21 protein-coding genes are annotated in these 23,665 nt (G+C 40.7%); 17 read left to right on the top strand and 4 right to left on the bottom strand.

Translation table 11 applies throughout. From position 1 onward, the window contains the following. Window positions 1–47: 47 nt before the first annotated feature. The 5 genes from pgsA to DW930_RS09830 all read left to right on the top strand — a co-directional run bounded on the left by pgsA (window position 48) and on the right by DW930_RS09830 (window position 3,839). A complete protein-coding gene (pgsA, locus tag DW930_RS09850) occupies window positions 48–587 on the top strand; it encodes a CDP-diacylglycerol--glycerol-3-phosphate 3-phosphatidyltransferase (RefSeq protein ID WP_023027422.1) in 540 nt (179 codons plus the stop codon). After that, complete coding sequence (locus tag DW930_RS09845) at window positions 588–1,415, top strand: energy-coupling factor ABC transporter ATP-binding protein (protein WP_023024787.1); 828 nt, start codon at window positions 588–590, stop codon at window positions 1,413–1,415. Next, window positions 1,400–2,242 (top strand): energy-coupling factor transporter ATPase, encoded by an 843-nt coding sequence (locus tag DW930_RS09840; RefSeq protein ID WP_023024785.1) that lies wholly within the window; start codon window positions 1,400–1,402, stop codon window positions 2,240–2,242. Before DW930_RS09845 ends, DW930_RS09840 begins: the two co-directional genes overlap by 16 nt. Continuing rightward, on the top strand, window positions 2,235–3,029 hold the full coding sequence (locus DW930_RS09835) for an energy-coupling factor transporter transmembrane protein EcfT (protein WP_023027421.1): 795 nt from the start codon (window positions 2,235–2,237) through the stop codon (window positions 3,027–3,029). Before DW930_RS09840 ends, DW930_RS09835 begins: the two co-directional genes overlap by 8 nt. 171 nt (window positions 3,030–3,200) lie before the next feature. After that, a complete protein-coding gene (locus DW930_RS09830) occupies window positions 3,201–3,839 on the top strand; it encodes a LysM peptidoglycan-binding domain-containing protein (protein ID WP_123159942.1) in 639 nt (212 codons plus the stop codon). Window positions 3,840–4,005: 166 nt separating this feature from the next. Here DW930_RS09830 and DW930_RS09825 read toward each other — a convergent pair whose 3' ends face one another. Genes DW930_RS09825 through sdaAB form a run of 3 tightly spaced genes read right to left on the bottom strand, consistent with a single transcriptional unit; the run spans window position 4,006 to window position 6,189 of the window. After that, complete coding sequence (locus tag DW930_RS09825; protein ID WP_023027419.1) at window positions 4,006–4,632, bottom strand: HAD hydrolase-like protein; 627 nt, start codon at window positions 4,630–4,632, stop codon at window positions 4,006–4,008. Window positions 4,633–4,635: 3 nt separating this feature from the next. Further along, the gene (gene sdaAA / locus DW930_RS09820; RefSeq protein ID WP_023024777.1) at window positions 4,636–5,508 is read right to left on the bottom strand and encodes an L-serine ammonia-lyase, iron-sulfur-dependent, subunit alpha; all 873 of its coding nucleotides are present in this window, start codon (window positions 5,506–5,508) and stop codon (window positions 4,636–4,638) included. Window positions 5,509–5,517: 9 nt separating this feature from the next. After that, window positions 5,518–6,189, bottom strand: a complete 672-nt coding sequence (sdaAB, locus tag DW930_RS09815; RefSeq protein WP_120701451.1) for an L-serine ammonia-lyase, iron-sulfur-dependent subunit beta — start codon at window positions 6,187–6,189, stop codon at window positions 5,518–5,520. Window positions 6,190–6,419: 230 nt separating this feature from the next. On the opposite strand from sdaAB, the gene DW930_RS09810 reads away from it, so the two are divergent. From DW930_RS09810 to DW930_RS09760, 11 genes are all read left to right on the top strand, one after another. After that, the gene (locus tag DW930_RS09810; protein ID WP_123159941.1) at window positions 6,420–6,962 is read left to right on the top strand and encodes a LysM peptidoglycan-binding domain-containing protein; all 543 of its coding nucleotides are present in this window, start codon (window positions 6,420–6,422) and stop codon (window positions 6,960–6,962) included. Window positions 6,963–7,164: 202 nt separating this feature from the next. Continuing rightward, complete coding sequence (mnmA, locus tag DW930_RS09805; RefSeq protein ID WP_123159940.1) at window positions 7,165–8,286, top strand: tRNA 2-thiouridine(34) synthase MnmA; 1,122 nt, start codon at window positions 7,165–7,167, stop codon at window positions 8,284–8,286. 137 nt (window positions 8,287–8,423) lie between these two features. Next, entirely contained in the window at window positions 8,424–8,879 is a 456-nt protein-coding gene (locus DW930_RS09800) for an NUDIX hydrolase (RefSeq protein ID WP_123159939.1), read from the top strand. A gap of 8 nt (window positions 8,880–8,887) precedes the next feature. Further along, window positions 8,888–10,801, top strand: a complete 1,914-nt coding sequence (gene mnmG, locus DW930_RS09795) for a tRNA uridine-5-carboxymethylaminomethyl(34) synthesis enzyme MnmG (protein WP_023027415.1) — start codon at window positions 8,888–8,890, stop codon at window positions 10,799–10,801. A gap of 193 nt (window positions 10,802–10,994) precedes the next feature. Next, window positions 10,995–12,992, top strand: coding sequence for a DHH family phosphoesterase (locus tag DW930_RS09790; RefSeq protein WP_165851230.1), 1,998 nt, complete (start codon window positions 10,995–10,997; stop codon window positions 12,990–12,992). Beyond that, window positions 12,989–13,441, top strand: a complete 453-nt coding sequence (gene rplI / locus DW930_RS09785; RefSeq protein WP_023024764.1) for a 50S ribosomal protein L9 — start codon at window positions 12,989–12,991, stop codon at window positions 13,439–13,441. Before DW930_RS09790 ends, rplI begins: the two co-directional genes overlap by 4 nt. Window positions 13,442–13,465: 24 nt before the next feature. Beyond that, window positions 13,466–14,821 (top strand): replicative DNA helicase, encoded by a 1,356-nt coding sequence (dnaB, locus tag DW930_RS09780; RefSeq protein WP_023024763.1) that lies wholly within the window; start codon window positions 13,466–13,468, stop codon window positions 14,819–14,821. Window positions 14,822–14,824: 3 nt separating this feature from the next. Beyond that, window positions 14,825–15,097 (top strand): Veg family protein, encoded by a 273-nt coding sequence (locus DW930_RS09775; RefSeq protein ID WP_006595358.1) that lies wholly within the window; start codon window positions 14,825–14,827, stop codon window positions 15,095–15,097. A gap of 574 nt (window positions 15,098–15,671) precedes the next feature. Further along, window positions 15,672–16,283, top strand: coding sequence for a 30S ribosomal protein S4 (gene rpsD / locus DW930_RS09770; RefSeq protein ID WP_003009175.1), 612 nt, complete (start codon window positions 15,672–15,674; stop codon window positions 16,281–16,283). A 283-nt stretch (window positions 16,284–16,566) separates the two neighbouring features. Continuing rightward, the gene (gene comA, locus DW930_RS09765; protein WP_123159937.1) at window positions 16,567–18,720 is read left to right on the top strand and encodes a peptide cleavage/export ABC transporter ComA; all 2,154 of its coding nucleotides are present in this window, start codon (window positions 16,567–16,569) and stop codon (window positions 18,718–18,720) included. Window positions 18,721–18,746: 26 nt separating this feature from the next. After that, on the top strand, window positions 18,747–20,108 hold the full coding sequence (locus DW930_RS09760; RefSeq protein ID WP_123159936.1) for a bacteriocin secretion accessory protein: 1,362 nt from the start codon (window positions 18,747–18,749) through the stop codon (window positions 20,106–20,108). A 36-nt stretch (window positions 20,109–20,144) separates the two neighbouring features. On the opposite strand, the gene DW930_RS09755 is transcribed toward DW930_RS09760, so the two are convergent. Then, window positions 20,145–20,681 carry a TetR/AcrR family transcriptional regulator gene (locus DW930_RS09755; RefSeq protein ID WP_006595361.1) on the bottom strand — a complete coding sequence of 179 codons (537 nt, stop codon included), beginning with the start codon at window positions 20,679–20,681 and terminating at the stop codon, window positions 20,145–20,147. Between the two features lie 135 nt (window positions 20,682–20,816). On the opposite strand from DW930_RS09755, the gene DW930_RS09750 reads away from it, so the two are divergent. Next, window positions 20,817–23,612 (top strand): YhgE/Pip domain-containing protein, encoded by a 2,796-nt coding sequence (locus DW930_RS09750; protein WP_123159935.1) that lies wholly within the window; start codon window positions 20,817–20,819, stop codon window positions 23,610–23,612. The last annotated feature ends 53 nt before the right edge of the window (window positions 23,613–23,665 follow it).

Raw genomic sequence — 23,665 nt, 5'->3', positions numbered from 1 at the left:
TTGTCAATTAGATGTAAACTATTATGTAAACTAGTAAGGAGACTAGAATGAAAAAAGAAAATATTCCTAATGCCTTAACACTGATTCGAATTGTGTTTATTCCCATTTTTATTTTGATGCTAATATTTGGCAAAAGTTATGGCTGGCATGTAGCAGCAGCTATCGTATTTGCTGTTGCAAGTATCACCGATTATTTAGACGGTTATCTAGCTCGTAAATGGAACGTTGTTAGTAACTTTGGAAAATTTGCAGATCCTATGGCTGATAAGCTTCTTGTCATGTCTGCCTTTATCATGATGATTGAATTAAAGATGGTTCCGGCCTGGATTACGGCAGTTATTATTTGCCGTGAATTAGCTGTTACTGGCCTCCGTCTGTTATTGGTTGAAACAGGAGGAGTTGTTTTGCCAGCAGCTATGCCTGGAAAAATTAAAACCTTCTCACAAATGTTTTCCATTATTTTCCTTCTCTTTCATTGGGATTTATTGGGCCAATTGACGCTTTATGTTGCGCTAATCTTTACAGTCTACTCTGGATATGAATACTTTAAAGGCAGTGCCTACCTCTTTAAAGATACCTTTAGATAAATGAATAATATTATAGAAGTTCGAAATCTTACATTTAAATACCAAAAAACAGATGAGAACCATCAGTTAAATGATATTTCGTTTCACGTGAAACATGGTGAATGGTTATCCATTATCGGACATAACGGAAGTGGTAAATCAACAGTGGTTCGTTTGATTGATGGTTTGTTGGAACCTGAATCGGGTGAAATCTATATCTCTGGAGATTTGCTAACTCCTGAAAACGTTTGGGATAAACGTAGTGAGATTGGTATGGTTTTTCAGAATCCGGATAACCAATTTGTTGGAGCTACTGTAGAAGATGATGTGGCGTTTGGATTGGAAAATCAAGGGATTCCAAGAGATGAGATGGTTCAACGAGTAGATGAAGCTTTGAAAATGGTTCGCATGGATGAGTTTAAGGATCGAGAACCAGCTAGGTTATCCGGTGGACAAAAGCAACGGGTGGCGATTGCAGGAATTATTGCTTTACGACCTAAAATCATTATTTTGGATGAAGCGACCAGCATGTTGGATCCTGAAGGACGCTTGGAACTGATTCGTACGGTTCGAGAAGTTAAAGAACGATACGGTTTAACGGTTATTTCTATTACCCATGATTTAGAGGAAGTTTCCCTAAGTGATCGGGTTATTCTCTTTGAAAAAGGGAAAGCGACCTTGGATCTGACTCCAAGAGAACTCTTTTCTCGAGATGATTTAGATGAAATTGGACTAGAAGAACCTTTCGCGAATCGATTGCGAAGCATTTTACATCAAAAAGGTTTTCCAGTCGGAGAAACCTATCAGACTGAAGGAGAGCTAGAAAAACTATTATGGGAATTGCTTTAAAACAGCTTAGTTATACCTATCAAGAAGGAACTCCATTTGAAGGAGCGGCTCTTTTTGATGTGAATATGGAAATCCCAAGCGGTTCTTATACAGCTCTAATTGGGCATACTGGAAGTGGAAAATCAACCATTCTCCAATTATTAAATGGTCTGCTTTTACCTAGTCGAGGGGAAGTGCAAATGAATGATTTACACATTGATTCTGAGTCCTCTCAAAAAGAGTTAAAGAACCTTCGGAAGAAAGTTGGTCTTGTTTTTCAATTTCCAGAAAGTCAACTTTTTGCTGAGACTGTGGTAAAAGATGTCGCTTTTGGTCCTCAAAATTTTGGAGTAGACCAAGAGTCAGCTGAAAGCATTGCCAAGGAGAAATTGACTTTAGTCGGTCTTTCTGAAGAGTTGTTTGAACGGAGTCCCTTTGAATTATCTGGAGGACAAATGAGACGGGTTGCTATTGCAGGCATTTTAGCGATGGAACCTGAAATCTTGGTACTGGATGAGCCGACAGCTGGCTTGGATCCCTCAGGCAGACGGGAATTAATGAAGCTATTTGCGTCACTTCATCAAGCTGGCATGACCATCGTTCTTGTTAGTCATTCTATGGAAGATGTGGCAGAATACGCAAATCTTGTTTATGTTTTGGAAAAAGGACGAATTGTGAGGTCTGGGCACCCAAGGGACGTATTTCAGGATGTAGAAGGGTTAGAAAATATTCAATTAGGTGTACCTAAAGTGACGAAATTTGCTTGGCGTTTACGTCAAAAAGGACTATCTTTGCCAATTTTACCAATCACTTTACAGGAGTTTAAGGAGTTAATTGGACATGAATAGTATGATTTTAGGACGATATGTACCAGGTAATTCCATTCTCCATCGTATGGATCCAAGAGCAAAGTTACTGGGACTTTTCTTATTAATTGTTATTTTGTTTTGGGCTAATAATGTGATGACAAATGCCCTGTTATTTTTATTTGCCCTTGCTTTGATTTTGATTGCTAAAATCCCCTTTCGTTTTTTTATTAATGGCTTGAAATCTATGGTCTTTATCATCGCATTCACCACCCTCTTTCAGTTGTTTGCGACGACTGGTGGTAAGACTTTATTTCAATTTTATTTTTTGACTGTAACGGATAAAGGTCTTGCGCAAGCTGGTGTGATCTTTTGTCGTTTTATTCTCATTGTTGTATTTTCAACGATTTTAACGCTGACAACCACACCCTTAAGCTTAGCAGATGCAGTAGAAAAATTGTTAACTCCTTTTAAAATGATCAAAGTTCCTGCTCATGAAATTGGGCTCATGTTGTCTATGAGCCTCCGTTTTGTTCCCACTCTGATGGATGATACAATTCGCATTATGAATGCACAGAGAGCTAGAGGGGTTGATTTTGGAGAAGGAAATCTCCTTCAGAAAATCCGCTCTTTTATACCGATTTTAATTCCCTTGTTTGCATCAAGTTTTAAACGTGCAGATGCTCTTGCAATTGCCATGGAAGCAAGAGGTTATAAAAGTGGAGAGGGAAGAAGCCGATACAGGCAGTTAAAATGGCAAGCCTTAGATAGTATAGCTATTCTATCTATAGTGGCAGTTGGTGCTATCATTTTTTGGTTGAAATATTAGAATACCACCACTACATATAGGGTGTTTTTTCTAAAAAGATGAAGAAAAACGCTATTTATAGCGTTTTTTGCATGAAAAATACATGTTTTTGTAACCTTTGTAACATAAAATATAACTAACTGTAACATTTAATGTGTAAGATAGTATTATGTTCGAAAGGAGAATGTATTGATGAACACAAAAAAAGTCCAATGGACATTAACTTCTATTATCTCAGCTCTTTCACTTTTTGTTACTGGTGTGGTAGTGAATGCTGAAACATACGAAGTAAAAAATGGTGATACTTTATCAGAAATTGCGATTAAGAATAACACTACTATCGAAAAGCTTGTTGAATTGAATCAAATCAGCAATCAAGATTTGATCCATGCTGGTCAAATTATTGAGTTGGGTGAACGTTCAAACTCATTGATCAACAAAGTAAATACTGCCAAAGCAAGTCAGGAACCAGTAGCTGGAGCTTCTACAAATCAAGTTGCAGCAGAAACAACAACTAATGCTACTTATAATGCGGCACCAGTTGTTACGAATTCTGGAAATGGGATTGTACTTGCAAATGGAAATACTGCTGGAGAAACTGGATCTTATGCAGCAGCTCGAATGGCTGAAATGACAGGGGTTCCTGCATCAACTTGGGAAGCAATTATTGCCCGCGAATCAAATGGTCAAGTGAACGCAGCAAACCCATCTGGGGCTAGTGGTCTTTTCCAAACAATGCCAGGTTGGGGTTCAACTGCTACAGTTGATGATCAAATCCAAGCAGCTTATAATGCCTATTCAAACCAAGGACTTTCAGCTTGGGGATACTAAAAAAGAGGGGGAACCCTCTTTTTATTTTGTTTCTTATCTTGACAAGTGCGGGAAAGAGTTGTAAAGAGGTACGATAGTATTCGTCAACCTTGATGACCGATGTGTAGTCTTACCCAAGCGTGATTTTATACAAAAAAGAGGTTTACAATTTTGTAAACCTCTTTTATCAACTTAAATGAGTGAGTAAATCTAGGGGAGAATCTATGATGGTATCAGGACTTTCCTCTTTTAATTGATTTAGAGGAGCAAAACCCCAACTGACTGCAATTGTATGAATGCCAATGGTTTTTCCTCCAATGATATCAAATTTAGTATCCCCAACGATACAAGCCTCATCTTTTGGAATTTCATGATCCAACAGTACACGCTGAATGATATCAGCTTTGTGCATGGATCCAGGGATAGAACCATAAATCCCTTCAAAGTAATCACTAATTCCTAGTAAATGGGCTATTTCAAGACTCACTTCCTGATTTTTAGAGGTGGTGATGAATAAGTGGAAACCCAATTCCTTTAATTGATGAAGGAGTTCTTTGATACCTGGGTAGAGGTAGGTTTGCTGTTGGCCGGTTTCTTTGTAATAGGTGCGATAGATTTCTACAGCTTTTGTAACAAGTTCTTTTGGAACATGGTTTGTAAATGTAACCTCGAGTGGAGGGCCCATAAAGGTTCGAATAGTCTCTTTATCAGGTGCAGGAACCCCCAGCAGGTTAAAAGTGTGTAGAAAGGTGGTCTCGATACCTTCGGAACTATCGACTAAGGTCCCATCCAAGTCGAAAAATATATACTTCATAGATTACTCTCCGAAAATTTCTTGTTGTAGTCGTTTCCCAGTTGGAGTAGTTGCCAGACCACCTTCAGCAGTTTCTCTAAAGGCAGTTGGTAGACTTGATCCGACCTGATACATAGCATCGATGACTTCATCAACAGGTATTTTGGATTCAATTCCTGCCAGGGCCATATCTGCCGCAATATATGCATAACTCGCTCCCATAGCGTTTCGTTTGACACAAGGAACCTCAACTAGTCCTGCAACAGGATCACAAATCAGGCCTAGCATATTTTTAATGACGAAACAAATAGCCTGGCTAGCTTGGTAGGGACTTCCTCCCGCTGCTAGCGTTAAAGCTGCTGCGCTCATAGCAGATGCTGACCCAACCTCTGCTTGACAACCTCCCTCGGCTCCAGAAATCGATGCATTGTTGGCAATAACCAGACCAAAGGCTCCAGCCGCTAATAAGAATTCCAATTGTTGGTGTTCATCTAAATGGAGTTTCTCAATCGCTGAAGTGAGAACAGCGGGTAAACAACCGGCCGATCCGGCTGTTGGAGTAGCACAGACCAAGCCCATTTTTGCATTGTGTTCGTTGACAGCGATAGCATTTTTGGCTGCAGTTAGGACAGTATAGTCAGAGAGGGCTTTTCCAGATTGAATATAGCGATCTAGTTTTGCAGCATCTCCTCCTGTCAAGCCACTTCGAGAAAGCTGATCATTGAGGCCTAAGTGGACAGATTCTTTCATCACCTCAAGATTACGTGTCATAAGAGTCAGAACTTCTTCTCGCTCACGGCCAGTTAGTTCAAACTCGGTAGCAATCATTAATTCTGCGACATTTCCTTCATAGTGGAGGGTCGCTTGCTCAACTAGTTCTGTAATTGAATAAAACATGGGGTCTCCTTATTGAAAGAAATTCACATTGTGTAAATGGGGAATTTGACGGATTAATTCAATCGCTTCGTCACAATTTCGAGAATCTACTTCAATGATCATAATAGCCTTTTCACCAGCTTTTTCGCGGGTTACGTTCATTTGGGCGATATTGATATCATAGCGGGAAAGGGCTTCTGTAACATGGGCAATCATCCCAGGAACGTCTTGGTGAACGATAATAATAGTTGGGGTGTTCATGTTCAGTGAAATTGCGAAGCCATTTAACTCAGTTACCTGAATATTCCCCCCACCAATAGAAATTCCTGTGACGGAGATAGTTTTATGCTCATTTTTTACCGTGATGGTCGTCGTATTTGGATGAGGAGCATTGCTCTCTTTTTGAATGCTCCAAACAATGCGGATTCCTCTTTTATGAGCAATCTCTAGGCTATTTGGAATCTCTGGATCATCTGTATCCATGCCTAAAATTCCAGCTACCAGGGCCAAATCTGTTCCGTGACCACGATAGGTTTTGGCAAAGGAATTAAACAACTGAAATTCAACTTCTGTCGGATCCTCTCCAAAAATAGAAGAGACAATTTTTCCAATACGAACGGCTCCAGCAGTATGGCTACTAGAAGGTCCAATCATAACTGGTCCAATAATATCAAATACGGATTGGAATTTAAGCGAATTCATCAGTATGCTCCTTAGGGTTTCTTTTCTTTCATTATAACAAATCTAGGTCTTGTTTTCTCCTATTTGAGAGGGAAATTTTGTTATAAACTTAAAAGATACTTAAAACTATTTTATTTGAGGTGTTATTTATTCTCGCTAACACATGTTTGAAACATTTGACGTACTTTCATAAAATTTCTGAAACATTTCTTCTGTAAGATAGAGAACATACAGAAAAGGAGTATAAAACTATGAATAAAAAAATGTTTGTAAAACGTGTTATCGGACTTAGCTTATTATCAGGAATGTTTATTCCCGCTCTTGCCTGTGCAGAATCTTACACTGTAAAGTCTGGGGATACCTTATCTGCTATCGCTAAGGAGAAGAATACGACAGTTGATGCCATTGCTCAGAAAAATAAGATTAGCAATGTAAACCTCATTACGGTTGGACAAGTTCTGGAGATTGAAGATACGAATGCAACGAATAAGACTTCAGAGCAAGCTACCACCAGTAAAGTTGACACTACACAAGCAACAACGACGGGTTCTGCATCAAATGGCTTGAGTGCAGAGGATGCAGCGGCTAAAGAATGGATTGCTCAGAAAGAATCAAGCGGCAGTTATACAGCACAAAATGGCCAATATTATGGTCGATATCAGTTAACAATCACGTATTTAAATGGAGATTTATCACCTGAAAATCAGGAGAAAGTAGCCAATCAATATGTCGTTAACCGCTATGGATCATGGTCTGCAGCTAAAAACTTCTGGTTGACCAATGGTTGGTATTAAAGTACATGAAAGAGTTCAGCAATTGGACTTTTTTTTGATTTACAGAGCTGTAAACGTAGATAAAATAGTAAATAAGAAGAATGGCAAGATGCTTGTTTTCTACTATAAAGCGTGTTACAATTGATAATGCTCAAAACGACCTTCAATCGTTGAAGCAAACCACGACCTTCAATCGTGAGAAACGAAAAGATGGGAGAAATCTATGAGTGATAACTCGAACACACGTGTTGTTGTTGGAATGAGTGGTGGTGTCGATTCATCTGTAACGGCTTTGTTGTTAAAGCAACAGGGTTACGATGTCATTGGCATCTTCATGAAAAACTGGGACGACACAGACGAAAATGGGGTCTGTACAGCTACGGAAGATTACAAAGATGTAGCAGCAGTTGCAGACCAAATTGGCATTCCTTACTATTCTGTCAACTTTGAGAAAGAATACTGGGATCGCGTCTTTGAATACTTCCTTGCAGAATACCGTGCAGGCCGTACACCAAATCCGGATGTCATGTGTAACAAGGAAATCAAATTTAAGGCCTTCTTAGATTATGCCATGACTCTCGGTGCCGATTATGTAGCGACAGGGCATTATGCGCGCGTGGCACGAGATGAGGACGGCATTGTTCATATGCTACGTGGCGTTGACAATGGGAAGGATCAAACTTATTTCTTAAGCCAGTTGTCTCAGGAGCAACTTCAAAAAACCATGTTCCCATTGGGACATTTGGAAAAGCCTGAGGTTCGCCGTTTGGCAGAAGAGGCTGGATTGGCAACAGCTAAAAAGAAAGATTCCACTGGGATCTGCTTTATCGGTGAAAAGAATTTTAAAGAGTTTCTCAGTAACTACCTCCCTGCCCAGCCAGGCCGAATGATGACTGTAGATGGACGTGATATGGGCGAACATGCTGGTTTGATGTATTACACAATCGGTCAACGGGGTGGTCTTGGAATTGGTGGTCAACAAGGTGGGGACAATGCCCCATGGTTTGTAGTTGGTAAAGATCTGAGTCAAAATATTCTTTATGTCGGTCAAGGCTTCTATCATGAAGCACTCATGTCAACAAGTTTACAATCTAGTCAAGTTCACTTTACACGAGATATGCCAGAAGAGTTTACACTAGAGTGTACAGCCAAGTTCCGCTATCGCCAGCCAGATTCCAAAGTGACGGTTCATGTCAAGGGTGACAAGGCTGAGGTTATTTTTGCAGAACCTCAACGGGCCATTACACCAGGTCAGGCTGTTGTCTTTTACGATGGTGAAGAGTGTCTCGGAGGTGGTTTGATTGACAATGCTTACCGGGATGGAGAAGTTTGTCAGTATATTTAAATTGACAAATTTTCTCAATTTGCTACAATAAGAAAAGCAATAGAAATGATGGTCAAAGCTCATGGATGTTGCAGGCTTTTTTGTCCTGCACTTCTCAGAGTTTTGACTATTTTTGTGTCGTTTCGAAAGGAAGTAACATGCAAGAACAGGATTTTCGGACCAAGTTGAATCAGACGGTTTTTGGTGTGAGAGCAACTGCTTTAATTGTAGAAAATGGTCGATTGTTAGTTATAGAAGACAAGGATGGTTTCTATACAATCGGTGGCGCTCTTCAAGTGAATGAAGCTACAGAAGATGCTGTGGTTCGGGAAGTCAAAGAAGAACTTGGCGTTGCTTCTAGAGCTGGTCAGCTAGCTTTCATTGTTGAAAATCGCTTTAATCAAGCTGGAATCCACTACCATAATATTGAATTTCATTATTTGGTGGACTTGCTGGAAGATGCCCCTTTAACCATGCAGGAAGATACAAAGTCCTTACCTTGCCGGTGGCTTGCTATAGAGGCCTTATCTACTGTTGACCTGAAGCCGGCATTTTTAAAAACGGCCTTACCAGATTGGAACGGACAATTACAACACATACAGCTGGAGAAATAGGAGAAAAGATGACTTATAATTTTATAGAAGAATACGATATTATTGTAATCGGAGCAGGACATGCGGGTGTAGAAGCCTCACTTGCTGCGAGCCGGATGGGTTGTAAAGTTCTACTTGCAACCATCAATATAGAAATGTTGGCGTTTTTGCCTTGTAATCCTTCGATTGGTGGTTCTGCAAAAGGGATTGTGGTCCGTGAGGTAGATGCCCTCGGTGGAGAGATGGCCAAGAATATTGACAAGTCCTACATTCAAATGAAGATGTTGAATACAGGAAAGGGTCCAGCAGTCCGTGCGCTTCGTGCCCAAGCGGATAAGGAACTTTATTCTAAGGAAATGCGTAAGACGGTTGAGAACCAAGAAAATCTGACTCTTCGCCAATCAGTTATTGATGAGATCATCGTCGAAGACGGGAAGGTCAGAGGAGTTGTAACAGCGACTCATCAAGCCTATGGAGCCAAGGCTGTTATTGTCACGACAGGGACAGCTCTCAGAGGAGAAATTATTATCGGGGATCTCAAGTATTCGTCAGGACCAAATCACAGCCTTGCTTCGATTAAACTGGCTGATAATTTAAGAGACCTAGGACTTGAAATTGGTCGTTTCAAAACAGGAACGCCTCCTCGTGTCAAGGCATCGTCAATCAATTATGAAGAAACGGAAATTCAACCTGGTGATGAAAATCCAAATCACTTTTCTTACAATTCGCGTGACGAGGATTATTTAAAGGATCAAATCCCTTGTTGGCTCACCTATACCAATAGTCAAAGCCATGAGATTATCAACAGCAATTTACACCGGGCCCCTATGTTTACAGGTGTTGTAAAGGGTGTTGGTCCTCGTTATTGTCCATCTATTGAAGATAAGATTGTTCGCTTTGCTGACAAGGAACGTCACCAACTTTTCCTAGAACCAGAAGGACGCAATACAGAAGAAGTATATGTCCAAGGCTTGTCAACCAGTTTACCAGAAGACGTGCAAAGAGAACTAGTTCATTCAATTAAGGGGCTAGAAAATGCTGAGATGATGCGTACCGGTTATGCAATTGAGTACGATATGGTTCTTCCACATCAGTTACGAGCAACTTTAGAAACAAAGAAAATATCAGGTCTCTTTACAGCGGGCCAAACTAATGGAACATCTGGCTACGAGGAAGCTGCTGGCCAAGGAATTGTAGCAGGGATTAATGCGGCTCTGAAAATTCAAGGGAAACCAGAACTCATTTTGAAACGGAGTGATGGCTATATCGGGGTCATGATTGATGACTTGGTGACCAAAGGAACAGTCGAACCATATCGGTTGTTAACTAGTCGTGCTGAGTATCGCTTGATTCTTCGTCATGATAACGCAGATATGCGCTTGACAGAAATTGGGCGCGAGGTTGGTTTGGTTGACGATGAACGTTGGAACCGTTTTGAAACCAAGAAGTATCAGTTTGAAAATGAGATGAAACGTCTTGACAGTATCAAGTTAAAACCTGTAAAGGAAACCAATGAAAAAGTTACAGCACTTGGCTTCAAACCATTAACAGATGCAGTTACTGCCAAAGAATTTTTACGTCGACCAGAGGTATCCTATCAAGATGTTGTCAACTTTATCGGACCTGCTGCGGAAGAGTTAGATGATAAGATCATCGAACTGATTGAAACAGAAATTAAGTATGAGGGATATATCTCAAAAGCTTTAGACCAGGTTGAAAAGATGAAACGAATGGAAGAAAAACGAATTCCTGCCAATATTGACTGGGATGATATTGACTCCATCGCAACAGAAGCTCGTCAAAAGTTCAAACTGATTAATCCAGAGACCATTGGTCAAGCTAGTCGGATTTCAGGTGTCAACCCAGCTGATATTTCTATCTTGATGGTTTATCTTGAAGGCAAGAGTCGGAGTATTTCGAAAAACCAAGAAAAAGAATCCTAACTTGATGAGGATGTAAATATGTGAAGGAAGTGGCTGAAGAGCTACTTCTTTTCTCGTTTTATAGTTTGTTTACAATGGTGTAAAGATTCTTTACAGTGTTAGACAAGTGATCAATCAATCCATGATCCATCTTAGCCATTTGTTTGGCGGAAAGGCTTGACTGGCCTCGCTTTTTCTTATATTTTATGGTATAATGGCCCAACAGAGGTTTATGATGAAAAAATTTCGTATGACTCCTATCCATTATTGTATGGTAGGTTTGTTAGCATTTATTATATTAGCCATCAGTTCCAGATTAATGGGTGGCACAATTGCAAATTTATTTGTGATTCTGTTGATCCTTTCCGGTGTCATCTATCTTTTTCTTCATCAATTAAAGCAAGTAGAGTTAGATGAGTTAGAACAAATTCAATATGTTAATCATCAGGCTGAAAATGGATTGGCCTCGCTACTAGATAAAATGCCAGTTGGTGTGATTAAGGTAAACGGTGAAACCAATGAAGTCGAGTGGTTTAATCCCTATGCGGAGTTGATTTTCTCCACTGAGGATGGACAATTTGATGTGGAATACCTGCAACAAGTTTTGGCAATTCCATTTGAGGGGAAAGGCCATTACGCAACCATTGGGGATAAAAAATATTCGGTTTATCTGGATTCCCAAGCTAGTGTCGTTTATTTTTTTGATGCTTCAAGCGAGTACGAAGCCAACGTCGGTCTTGTTACCACTAGACCGGTTATCGGGATTATGTCTGTAGACAACTATGATGACTTAGAAGATGTTGTGTCTGATTCAGATATCAGTAGCATCAATGGATTTATTGCAAACTTTGTTGAAGAATTCTCTGAAAAATACCATATGTTTTACCGAAGAGTTGGGATGGATCGTTTTTATCTCTTTACCGACTATACGGTCCTTGAACAATTAATAGAATCCAAATTTTCTATTATTGACCAATTCCGTGAGGAAGCAAAAAATCGTGAATTACCAATTACGGTAAGTATGGGATTCTCATACGGGGACGGCAATCATGATCAAATTGGTAGAGTTGCTTTATCGAATCTAAACTTAGCTGAAGTTCGAGGAGGCGATCAAGCGGTTGTGAAAGAAAGAGAAGAAGGTAAGGATCCTATTTTCTTTGGAGGTGGGACAGCTTCTTCTATCAAGCGCACTCGTACGCGAACTCGTGCTATGATGACAGCTATTTCTGAAAAAATTAAATCGGTTGATCAGGTATTTGTTGTTGGCCACAAAAAATTAGACATGGATGCTTTAGGAGCATCGATTGGGATGCAATTATTTGCATACAATATCAACGAACGCTCTTATGCAGTTTATGATGATACGTCCATGGCTCAGGATATCAAACGAGCGGTTGAAAAAATTCAATCTGATGGAGCGACTAAACTATTAACGGTTTCAGATGCTTTAAGGATGGTAACCGATCAATCCCTTTTGATTATGGTGGACCATTCGAAGACAGCTCTTACGCTTTCAAATGATTTGTATGAGAAGTTTTCCCAAGTCATTGTCATTGATCACCATAGACGGGATGAAGACTTCCCTGAAAATGCCATGATCACTTATATTGAAAGTGGTGCAAGTAGTGCGAGTGAGTTGGTTACTGAATTGCTTCAGTTCCAGAATTCTAAGAAGAACCGCTTGAATAAGATTCAAGCCAGTGTTCTGATGGCAGGTATTATGTTGGATACCAAGAATTTCTCAGTTCGTGTGACAAGTCGTACATTTGATGTAGCTAGTTATTTGCGAAGCCGAGGCAGTGATAGTGTCCTCATCCAGGAAATTTCAGCTATTAACTTCGATGAGTACCGCGAAGTAAATGAATTGATCCTAAATGGTCAAATGGTCTTCCCACATATTATTGTGGCAACGGGAGCAGAAGATGTTCCTTATGGGACAGTCACCATTAGTAAAGCAGCGGATAGTATGTTGGCCATGTCCAAAATTGAAGCTACCTTTGTTATTGCTCTGAATGAACAAGGAAGCATTTCCATTTCAGCTCGAAGCAGAAGCAAGGTTAATGTGCAAAAGATTATGGAGCAAATGGGAGGCGGAGGCCACTTTAATTCTGCGGCCTCTCAATTGTCAGATGTAACAATAGATCAGGTTCGTGCCCAGTTGATTGACTGTATTCGAGAAGAGGTCCAAAAGGATAAGGAGGAAGAAGAATGAAAGTTATCTTTTTAGCAGATGTAAAAGGAAAAGGAAAAAAAGGGGAAATTAAAGAAGTCCCAACAGGTTATGCTCAAAACTTTTTGATTAAAAAGAATTTAGCCAAGGAAGCCAACGCCCAAGCGATTGGGGAGCTTCGTGGTAAGCAAAAATCTGAAGAAAAAGCCCATGCGGAACTAGTCGCAGAAGCGAAAAAAATTCAAGCAAAATTAGCAGAAGAAACGACCGTTGTCCAATTTACAGAAAAAATTGGTCCTGATGGACGTACATTTGGTTCTATTACCAATAAAAAAATTGCAGAAGAACTACAAAAACAATTTGGAATCAAAATCGATAAGCGTCACATTCAAGTGGCTTCTCCAATTCGCTCTGTTGGCTTGATTGATGTGCCTGTTAAAATTTATCAGGATATTACAGGTGTTATCCAAATTCGAGTAAATGAAGGTTAAGTAAATCGTTAGAAAGGAATGACTATGGCTGAGATAGAAGAATTAAGAACCCAGCCTCAAGATATCCAAGCAGAGCAATCTGTCTTAGGAGCCATCTTTATCGATGAGGGAAAACTGGTTTTTGTTCGTGAGTTTATTGAGCCAGCAGATTTCTTTAAATATGCCCATCGGTTAATTTTTAAGGCGATGATTGACCTTGCAGACAGGGGAGATGCTATTGATGCGACTACAGTTCGCAATATTCTAGATAGTCAAGGGGATTTACAAAATATCGGTGGTCTCTCGTATCTAGCCGAAGTCATCAACTCTGTTCCAACCTCAGCCAATGCGGAATATTACGCAAAGATTGTTTCTGAAAAAGCAGTTCTGAGACGCTTGATTGCTCGTTTAACGGAGAGTATAAATCAAGCATATGATGGAGCTAGTCCGTCGGATGAGATTATTGCAGGTGCAGAAAAAGCTCTGATTGATGTTAGTGAAAAGACTAATCGGAGTGGTTTCAAGAATATTAAGGATATCTTAAATATCAACTTTGGAAGTCTTGAAACTCGGTCTTTGCAGACAACGGATATTACTGGGATTGCAACGGGGTATCGAGATCTTGATCATATGACAACAGGTCTTCATGAAGAAGAGTTGATTATTCTTGCAGCTCGTCCAGCGGTTGGTAAAACTGCCTTTGCTCTAAACATTGCCCAAAATATCGGAACCAAGTTGGATAAAACAGTTGCTATTTTCTCGCTGGAAATGGGTGCTGAAAGTTTGGTAGACCGGATGTTGGCAGCAGAGGGCTTAATTGAATCCCATTCCATTCGTACTGGTCAGCTGACAGACGATGAGTGGCGGAAATATGCAATTGCACAAGGAAATCTAGCTAATGCAAGCATTTATATAGATGATACTCCCGGTATTCGGATTACAGAAATTCGGTCTCGTTCTAGGAAATTAGCACAAGAGACCGGTAATCTCGGTCTAATCCTCATCGACTACTTGCAGTTGATTACTGGGACTGGACGTGAAAACCGTCAACAGGAAGTCTCAGAAATCTCTCGTCAATTAAAAATTTTGGCGAAAGAATTAAAGGTTCCTGTGATTGCCCTCAGTCAGCTATCTCGGGGAGTCGAACAACGACAAGATAAACGTCCGGTTCTATCCGATATTCGTGAGTCAGGATCCATCGAGCAGGATGCAGATATTGTTGCCTTTCTATATCGAGATGACTATTATGAACGTGCGGGTGAGGAAGAAGAAGGCATGCCGAATAATAAGGTTGAAGTCATTATTGAAAAAAACCGTTCGGGTGCGCGTGGAACAGTGGAGTTAATCTTCCAAAAGGAATATAATAAATTCTCCAGCATATCAAAGAGAGTAGAGGAATAATGGATGAGTGATGCATTTACTGATGTAGCAAAAATGAAAAAAATCAAAGAAGAAATCAAGGCTCATGAAGGTCAAATTGTAGAAATGACCTTGGAAAATGGCCGTAAACGTCAAAAAAATAAGTTTGGTCGATTAATTGAAGTCTATCCTTCTTTGTTTATTATTGAATACACAAATGAAAATAGTTTACCTGGTGAACCAGCAACAACCTATGTCGAATCTTACACTTACTCAGATATTTTAACTGAGAAAAATCTGATTCATTACTTAGACTAATTTGGTTAGGGTGAGCTACAAATTTCAACCGTCTCTTCTCGGAGATGGTTTTTTTAATTATATGATCGTTATAGTTATGTAAAAATATTGACAAAGCTGTCAATTTTACAATCAAATATGTCAATAATAGACAGGGAATCTTTTAAAGGCTTTTGTTCTTAATCTTGCTACAATAGGGTTATTTGGGAGACTGTTAAAACAATCATGCTTGACAAGTTGTAAAAAAGTTGTAAAGATTCATGTAAACAAAATAAAAATGAGAGGATAGAAAAGGAAATACATGATAATCGAAGTCAGAAATTAGCGATTTAGAAAGTCGCTAGCTAGAAGCGCCCATTTTACTTTTCACTTATAGAAAGAAATACAAAAAAACGAGAAAGCAACTTTACAAGGACTGGTATTGGTGGTATAATAGAATTTGTGCGAAATGACAGCAGGACAAAATGAAGCTCGTCAACAGGAAGCCAGCTAGAAAAGTAACCTTTGCTGTTTGGGCGAAGGCTTTCTGAACGAATCAGGTTTGTCTAAAACGTTATTTCCTACAAAAAATTATTTTTATAGGAGGACATTTCATATGTCACGTTATACAGGACCATCTTGGAAACAATCTCGCCGTCTTGGCTTGTCACTTACAGGTACAGGTAAAGAATTGGCACGTCGTAACTACGTACCAGGTCAACATGGACCAAACAACCGTTCAAAATTGTCAGAATACGGTTTGCAATTAGCTGAAAAACAAAAACTTCGTTTCTCTTACGGACTTGGTGAAAAACAATTCCGTAACTTGTTCGTACAAGCTACTAAGATCAAAGAAGGAACTGTCGGTTTCAACTTCATGCTTCTTTTGGAACGTCGTTTGGATAACGTTGTTTACCGTCTTGGACTTGCGACTACTCGTCGTCAAGCTCGTCAATTCGTTAACCATGGTCACATCCTTGTTGATGGAAAACGCGTTGATATCCCTTCATACCGTGTAACTCCAGGTCAAGTGATCTCAGTTCGCGAAAAATCAGCTAAAGTTCCAGCTATCCTTGAAGCTGTTGAAGCAACTCTTGGACGTCCAGCATTCGTATCATTCGATGCTGAAAAATTGGAAGGTTCATTGACTCGCTTGCCAGAACGCGATGAAATCAACCCAGAAATCAACGAAGCACTTGTGGTTGAATTCTACAACAAAATGCTTTAATTTTAAGATATATCTTACGAAAAGCCCATGGTTGTGGGCTTTTTGCTTTGTCTTAAACTGTTGATTTCTGGGTTTGCTTAGATATTTGTTCCCTATGCTTGCTTCATAGAAAGAAATGACCGCCTGTAAAAATAGGCGGTTTTTCTTTTTCAAAATAAATGATCATTCTCCTGATTTGGAGATTTTTATGACCAAATACCTAAAATAATAAACCAAATAGCGATTTTTTCTTCTCCGGTAGTTCTTTTTGTTAAGATAAAACAAACGATTGGAAAGGGTTCTTATGGGATTTAAGAAAAAACATTATCGCCAACAAGTTGACATGAGAGACTGTGGTGTTGCAGCTTTAGCCATGGTCTTTGGCTACTATGGATCATACTATTCTTTAGCTAGTCTGCGGGAGAAGGCAAAAACGACTGCAGATGGAACGACCGCCTTAGGTTTGGTCAAGGTAGCTGAAGAGTTGGGCTTTGAGACACGCGCCTTCCGAGCAGACCGCACTCTTTTTGACTTAGAAGGAGTGACCTATCCATTGATTGTCCACGTGATCAAGGATGGGCGTCTCCCTCATTATTACGTAGTGTATAAGAAAGATAAAAAACATCTTTACGTAGCAGATCCAGATCCAAAAGTAAAGATGACCAAATTGACGATCGAAGAGTTTGAAAAGGAATGGACAGGGATTGTCATTGCCTTGGCCCCGACTCCGGCCTATCAACCTAGTAAGGAAAAGAAAAATGGGCTCCTAGACTTTGTCCCTCTTTTGTTTAAACAGCGACAATTGGTCCTTCATATTGTTCTTGCAACTTTATTGGTAACCCTTATCAATATTGTTGGTTCTTACTACCTACAATCAATTATTGATACCTATGTGCCTGATCAGATGAAGCAGACCTTGACTGTGATTTCACTAGGTTTGATTGTGGTTTACATCTTACAGCAAATCCTCACCTACGCGCAAGATTACTTGCTCCTTGTTTTAGGCCAACGCTTGTCTATTGATGTCATTCTGTCCTATATTAAGCATGTTTTTCGGTTGCCTATGAGTTTCTTTGCAACTCGACGGACAGGGGAAGTGGTGTCGCGTTTTACAGATGCCAACCGCATTATCGATGCTCTGGCTAGTACCTTGCTTTCAATCTTTTTGGATCTATCCATCGTCCTGATTTTATCAGTAGTCCTGTTTAGTCAAAATGCTCATCTCTTTTTCTTGACCATTCTCTTGCTGCCGATTTATGCAGTCATTATTTTTGCCTTTATGAAGCCTTTTGAGCGCTTAAATAATGAAACTATGGAAGCCAATAGTGTCTTGTCTTCTTCTATTATCGAAGATATCAATGGGATTGAAACCATCAAGTCTCTTACCAGTGAGCGTAGTCGTTATCAAAAGATTGACTCAGAATTTGTGGATTATCTGAAGAAGTCCTTTGCCATGAGCAAGGCGGAAAGTCTTCAAAAGGGGCTCAAGCACTTGGCTCAGTTGATTTTGAATGTTTTGGTCTTGTGGATGGGAGCTCATTTGGTCATGAAGCAAGAATTGAGTTTGGGTCAGCTGATTACTTACAATACTCTCCTTGTTTATTTCACAGGGCCTCTAGAGAATTTGATCAACCTCCAAACCAAACTTCAAGCCGCCCGAGTAGCTAATACCCGTCTGAATGAAGTCTATCTGATAGACTCTGAGTTCGCAGAGAAGAAGCCCCTTCAAGAGCGTGAGGCTCTCGATGGTGATCTAGTATTTGAGGGAGTAGATTACAAGTACGGTTTCGGGGCCAATGTTCTAACAGATATTAACTTAAGAATCAAAAGAGGGAGCAAGGTAAGTTTTGTCGGTATTTCAGGTTCTGGAAAAACAACGCTAGCTAAAATGATGGTGAATTTCTACCAACCCACTAAAGGAACGATTCGTCTGGGAGGAAGGGATATCCAGCAAGTGGATAAAACCTTGCTCCGCCAGCAAATCAATTATTTACCCCAGCAGCCCTATGTCTTTAATGGCACAATATTAGAGAACTTGTTACTAGGAGCGCGGGAAGGAACTAGTCAGGAAGATATCTTGCGCGCTGTTGAAATCGCAGGAATTCGAGAAGATATTGAGCGCATGCCCCTCAATTACCAAACGGAATTAACAACGGATGGTATGGGAATTTCTGGTGGACAACGGCAGCGGATTGCTTTGGCGCGTGCTTTGTTAACGGATGCTCCTATTCTGATTCTGGATGAAGCGACCAGCAGCCTAGATATCTTGACGGAGAAGAAAATTGTGGACCGCTTGATGGCCTTAGATAAGACCATTATCTTTATCGCCCATCGGTTAACGATTGCAGAACGGTCTGAAAAAGTCTTCCTCATGGACCAAGGTCGTCTTAAGGAAGAGGGAAGCCATGAAGAACTACTGAAAAAGAATGGCTATTACAGCCATTTAGTTACTTGTTAAGAGAGGACTAGGAGAAAAAAGAGAGTATGATGAACGAAAAATATTTTGAAAGTGCAGAATTCTATCAGAAACGTTTCCATAATTTTGCTAGTTTATGGGTAGTCCCTTGTTTTCTTTTACTACTTTTTGTTGTGGGATTCTCTGTCTTTGCCAAGAAGGAAGTGACCTTGTCTAGTCGAGGGACAATTGAAGCTACGCGCGTGATTGATCAAATCCAATCAACCAGTAATTCTCCCATTCAAGTCAACCATCTAAAGGAAAATAAAGAGATTAAGAAGGGAGAAATCTTGGTAGAATACCAAGAGGACCAGGAAAAACAACAAGGAATGAGCTTAACGCAACAGCTAGACCTCTTAAAGAAACAGGAGGAACAATTAAAATTGTTGAAAACGAGCATTGAGACAGGGGAGAGCCAGTTTACAGGAAATGAGCATTTTGGTTATGACCAGCTGTTTAAGGATTACCAGCAACAGATAGCGATTCTCCAAGCTCAAGCCCATCAACAAAATGCAACCATTGCTTCTCAAAATGCCAGTGCAAGTTCCAGTCAAGCAGAAATTGGCCAAGTTATCCAAGACCAAGAGAAGCGCTTAGCTGATTACCATAGTCTAAAATCAGCTCTACTAGAGGGGAGAAGTCTGGATGCGACTCATCCACTTTACTCTTTCTACCAGAGTTACGCTCAGCAAGCACACGGAGAGGAAAACGCTCAAGCACAAGCTTCTTTTATTGGCCAGTTGGATAGTCAAATCCAGCAGTTAGAGGCGAGTATTTCTAATTATCGAATCCAATATGCGGGATCCGGGAGCCAACAAGCTTTTTCGACCAGTTTAGATAGTCAAATAGCCTCCCTGAAAGCTCAACAATTGAGTAAAGTTGGACAAGATCTTCTGCTTCTTTCTCAGCAAATCGCAGATCTAGAAAGTAAGGTAAAAACACAAGAAACTCTTCTTCAGAAGACTCGGATTCTAGCGAAGGATGAAGGGGTGCTTCATTTGAATGATGAAACAAAAGGAGCGAGTATTGTAGCGGAAGGGACTCCTCTGGCTGTAGTTTATCCTCTCATTCAGAAAGAAAAAGAAGTCAAGATTGTCACCTATATTCCTTCAAAAGATATAGCCACGATTCATGTGGGAGATCGGGTTCGCTTTAGCACACAGGGAAGTAAACAAAAACCAATTACGTTAGAAGTCCGTATTAGCTCAATTGCTTCGAGTGCAACTCGGACAGAACAGGGGAACTTTTTCAAAATAGAGGGAGTCCTTCGTCTCAAGGATCATGAGGCTAAACTTCTACGGTACGGTTTGGAAGGGAAGTGTGTTCTGATCACAGGAGAAAAATCTTACTTCAGTTTCTTTGTAGATCAATTTTTAGGAGCGGGGAACTAAAGAAGGATAATAGAAAAAGAGACCGAGGTCTCTTTTTTATTCCAGCATTTTTAATAGGAAGTCAGCCATTTGTTGCGGGCTTTCTTTTTGGCCTCGCGCCACCCACATTTGACAGACTCCAAAGAAAGCATTGGTGAGGTAGACAGAACTATAGTCTCTCTCGATTTCGGTCAAAGATCGATGGCCATAACGCTCTTGCAAGCTATCAACTAGTAGAACTTGTAGCTTATGCCGCAAGAAGGATTGAATTTCTTTTGTCCCATTCTCGGTTAGAAGGACAGCAAAGAGGGGCTCCTTGGTGAGAAATTCGAAAACTTCGGTAACAGCTTGGTGTTTATCATCTTGCTGTTTGTCGAAGATGTATTCGACTTTGTGGAAAAATTCCTGTTGGTAGCGCTCAATCATATCGTACTTATCGCGGTAGTGGGTATAGAAGCTACTCCGGCTGATACCAGCCTCTTTTGCCAACTGAACGGTTGAAATCTCATCAAAGGACTCTCTATGAAGCAGGTCAACCATGGCTTCCTGGATGATCCGTTTTGTTTTTATTCGCTTGTTGCTTTCGGTAACCATTCTAGTCCCTTTCTTTTATATACAAAATTATACACAGTGTCCAAAAATTTCCTTTTTAACTTGCGGTTTTTCAAAAGAACTGTATAATCAATTATATCAAAAAATTAGACATTGTGTATAAAAAGGAGACAAAAAATGTTTAAGGAATGGAAAGTGATTTTTAGAAAACCGACCGTTATGGTTGTGATGTTAGGGGTTGCTTTGATACCAGCTCTCTATAATGTGATCTTTCTATCTTCTATGTGGGATCCTTATGGCAAGGTTTCGGACTTGCCGGTAGCAGTTGTCAATCAAGATCAGCCAGCTCGTTATCAAGAACAAGAATTAACAATTGGAAAAGACATGGTGTCCAATTTTGAGAAGAGTGATGCCCTGGATTTTCATATTGTAGATGAAACAGCAGCTAAAGAAGGACTGAAAAAGGGTGATTATTATATGGTGGTGACCTTGCCCCAAGATCTATCCGCTAAAGCGGCATCTATCTTAACCAATCATCCCGAACAAATGACCATTGCCTACCAAACATCTAGTGGCCATAGCTTTATTGCTGGTAAGATGAGTGATTCAGCCATGATAAAAATTCAGCAAACCGTTGCTAGTAATGTAACCAAAACCTATACAAACGCTCTTTTTGAAAAGATGGGGAGTTTGAAGACAGGGATGGGAACAGCAGCTGAAGGAAGTCAAAAGCTGGCAACCGGTGCTGGTCAGTTAAAAGAGGGTGGGCAAACCCTGACAGACCATTTGACAACCTTGTCCAATTCTAGTCTGTCTTTTTCAAATGGGGCACAGACTCTTAGCACAGGACTCTTGGCCTACACCAATGGAGTTGGTCAATTAGCGACAGGTCTTCACCAAATGAAGGAGAAAGTTCCGACCCTCGTATCGGGAGTTGGGCAACTTCATAATGGTTTTACCACCTTTAGTAGTGGACTGACGACCTATACGTCTGGTGTTGGACAACTTGGAGATGGTTTGAACCAAATGGCTAGTCAAACGCCTCAGTTAGCCTCTGGAATTGGCCAATTGCATACAGGAATGAACACTCTCACAACAGGACTGGATACCTACACAAAAGGAGTCAGTCAGTTGAATGTTGGTGCTAGCAATTTGACGAATGGTCTAACAAACTATAGCACAGGGCTTGCTACTCTCAGTGGTGGAGCTAGTCAATTAAGTGGTCAATCGGAAGCATTGAGAAATGGAGTGTCTCAGTTAGAAACAGGAATTCAAACCTTATCTACACAACTTTCTCCGTCACCAAGTCAACAAGAGCAGCTTGCCCAATTAACAGCAGGCCTCACCCGATTAAATGAAGCTATTCAGAACACGAGCGGAGATACTAGTCAACTCAGCACAGCATTGGCAACCATTGCCACCTCTGCTCAAGGGATTTCAGCTGCAGCACAGGCTGACCGCAATTCAGTACTAGCCAATCTTCAAGCTACTGCTGCCTATCAATCGATGACAGCCGAACAACAGGCAGAACTGACGGCTGCTGTGTCTGCTGCTTCAAGTACGACGGAGACTGCTGCTCAAGCGATTTTAACTACCGTTCAAGGTTTGCAAGAAGGCTTAACGACCGAGAGTCCCTTGGCCACAGTAAAAGAAAGTGCCAATCAGATCTTGCCAACAGCTTCGTCTACCTTGAATACTCTTTCAACTAGCTTGAGCTCCGTGCAGATAGCAGTGACAGAGCAACTTCTACCAGCTAGCCAAACTCTCAACCAAGGAGTGCAACTCTATACGACAGGGGTGGACCAGTTAGCTGGCGGAGCTAGTCAGCTTAATGATAATAGTAGCACCTTGATAGCAGGCGCTACTCAATTGAGTGCGGGGACCAGTCAACTGGAGCAGAAATCTGCGGATTTGGTATCTGGAAGCAGTCAACTAGCAACAGGATTGGGAGAACTAAATGGAAAGATGCCAACTCTGATTATGGGAATGGACCAATTAGTTTCAGGGGCCAACCAATTGACTAGTAAGTCTAGCGAATTAACAACAGGTGCTGGACAACTGGCCAGTGGGATTGGTCAATTAAACACTCAAACACCAGTTTTAGCTAGCGGTGTTGATCAACTCGTATCAGGAGTCGATCAGTTATCGGATAAATCAGCTCAGTTACTATCAGGTTCTTATCAATTGGCGGATGGTGCAAGTAAAATAGCTGATGGCTCTGGTCAATTAGCGACAGGAGGCCAAGTTCTTGTCGGGGGCTTGGGGGATCTCCAAACAGGTAGTCAGAATCTCAGTCAAGGCTTGAGTTCGGCTAAGGACCAATTAAATAGCGCTAGCACTAAAAAAGAAAATGCCAGCGTATTGTCAGATCCAATTACCCTTTCAAAGACAGACCATGATAATGTTTCAGTGAATGGAGTGGGAATGGCGCCTTATATGATATCAGTTGCCCTTTTCGTCGCTGCTCTTTCTACCAATATGATTTTTGCCAAATTGCCATCTGGGCGTCATCCAGAAAGTCGTTGGGCTTGGCTGAAATCGAGATTGGAAGTGAACGGGATAATTGCTGTCTTGGCTGGTGTCCTGGTCTACGGAGCTGTTCATCTGCTAGGGATGGCAGCAAACCATGAAGCTTTGACACTTTTCCTCTGTGTGCTAGGAAGTGTGACCTTCATGTCCATGGTGACGGCCTTAACGACATGGAACAACAAGGTAGGAGCTTTTATCTCTTTGATTCTCTTGCTCCTTCAACTGGCTTCTAGTGCAGGAACTTATCCGCTTGCCCTCACTAATCGTTTCTTCCAAACCGTTCATCCGCTGTTGCCGATGAGCTATACCGTATCGGGACTAAGGGAAACCATTTCCTTGTCTGGTCAGATAGGCGGGCAAGTCACCTTCCTTACCCTGGTTTTGATGCTGTGTATTGGTTTAGGAATGCTGGCCTATCAACCTCAAAAGATGGAAGAAGACTAAACTACCTCTATCCATAGTTTCATGTGAAACAAATCCCCTTCTCTGAAGAGAAA

This window comes from Streptococcus sp. AM43-2AT, from assembly GCF_003603405.1.
Classification (GTDB): Bacteria; Bacillota; Bacilli; order Lactobacillales; family Streptococcaceae; genus Streptococcus; species Streptococcus ilei.
This window is presented reverse-complemented; position numbering and strand designations above follow the sequence as displayed.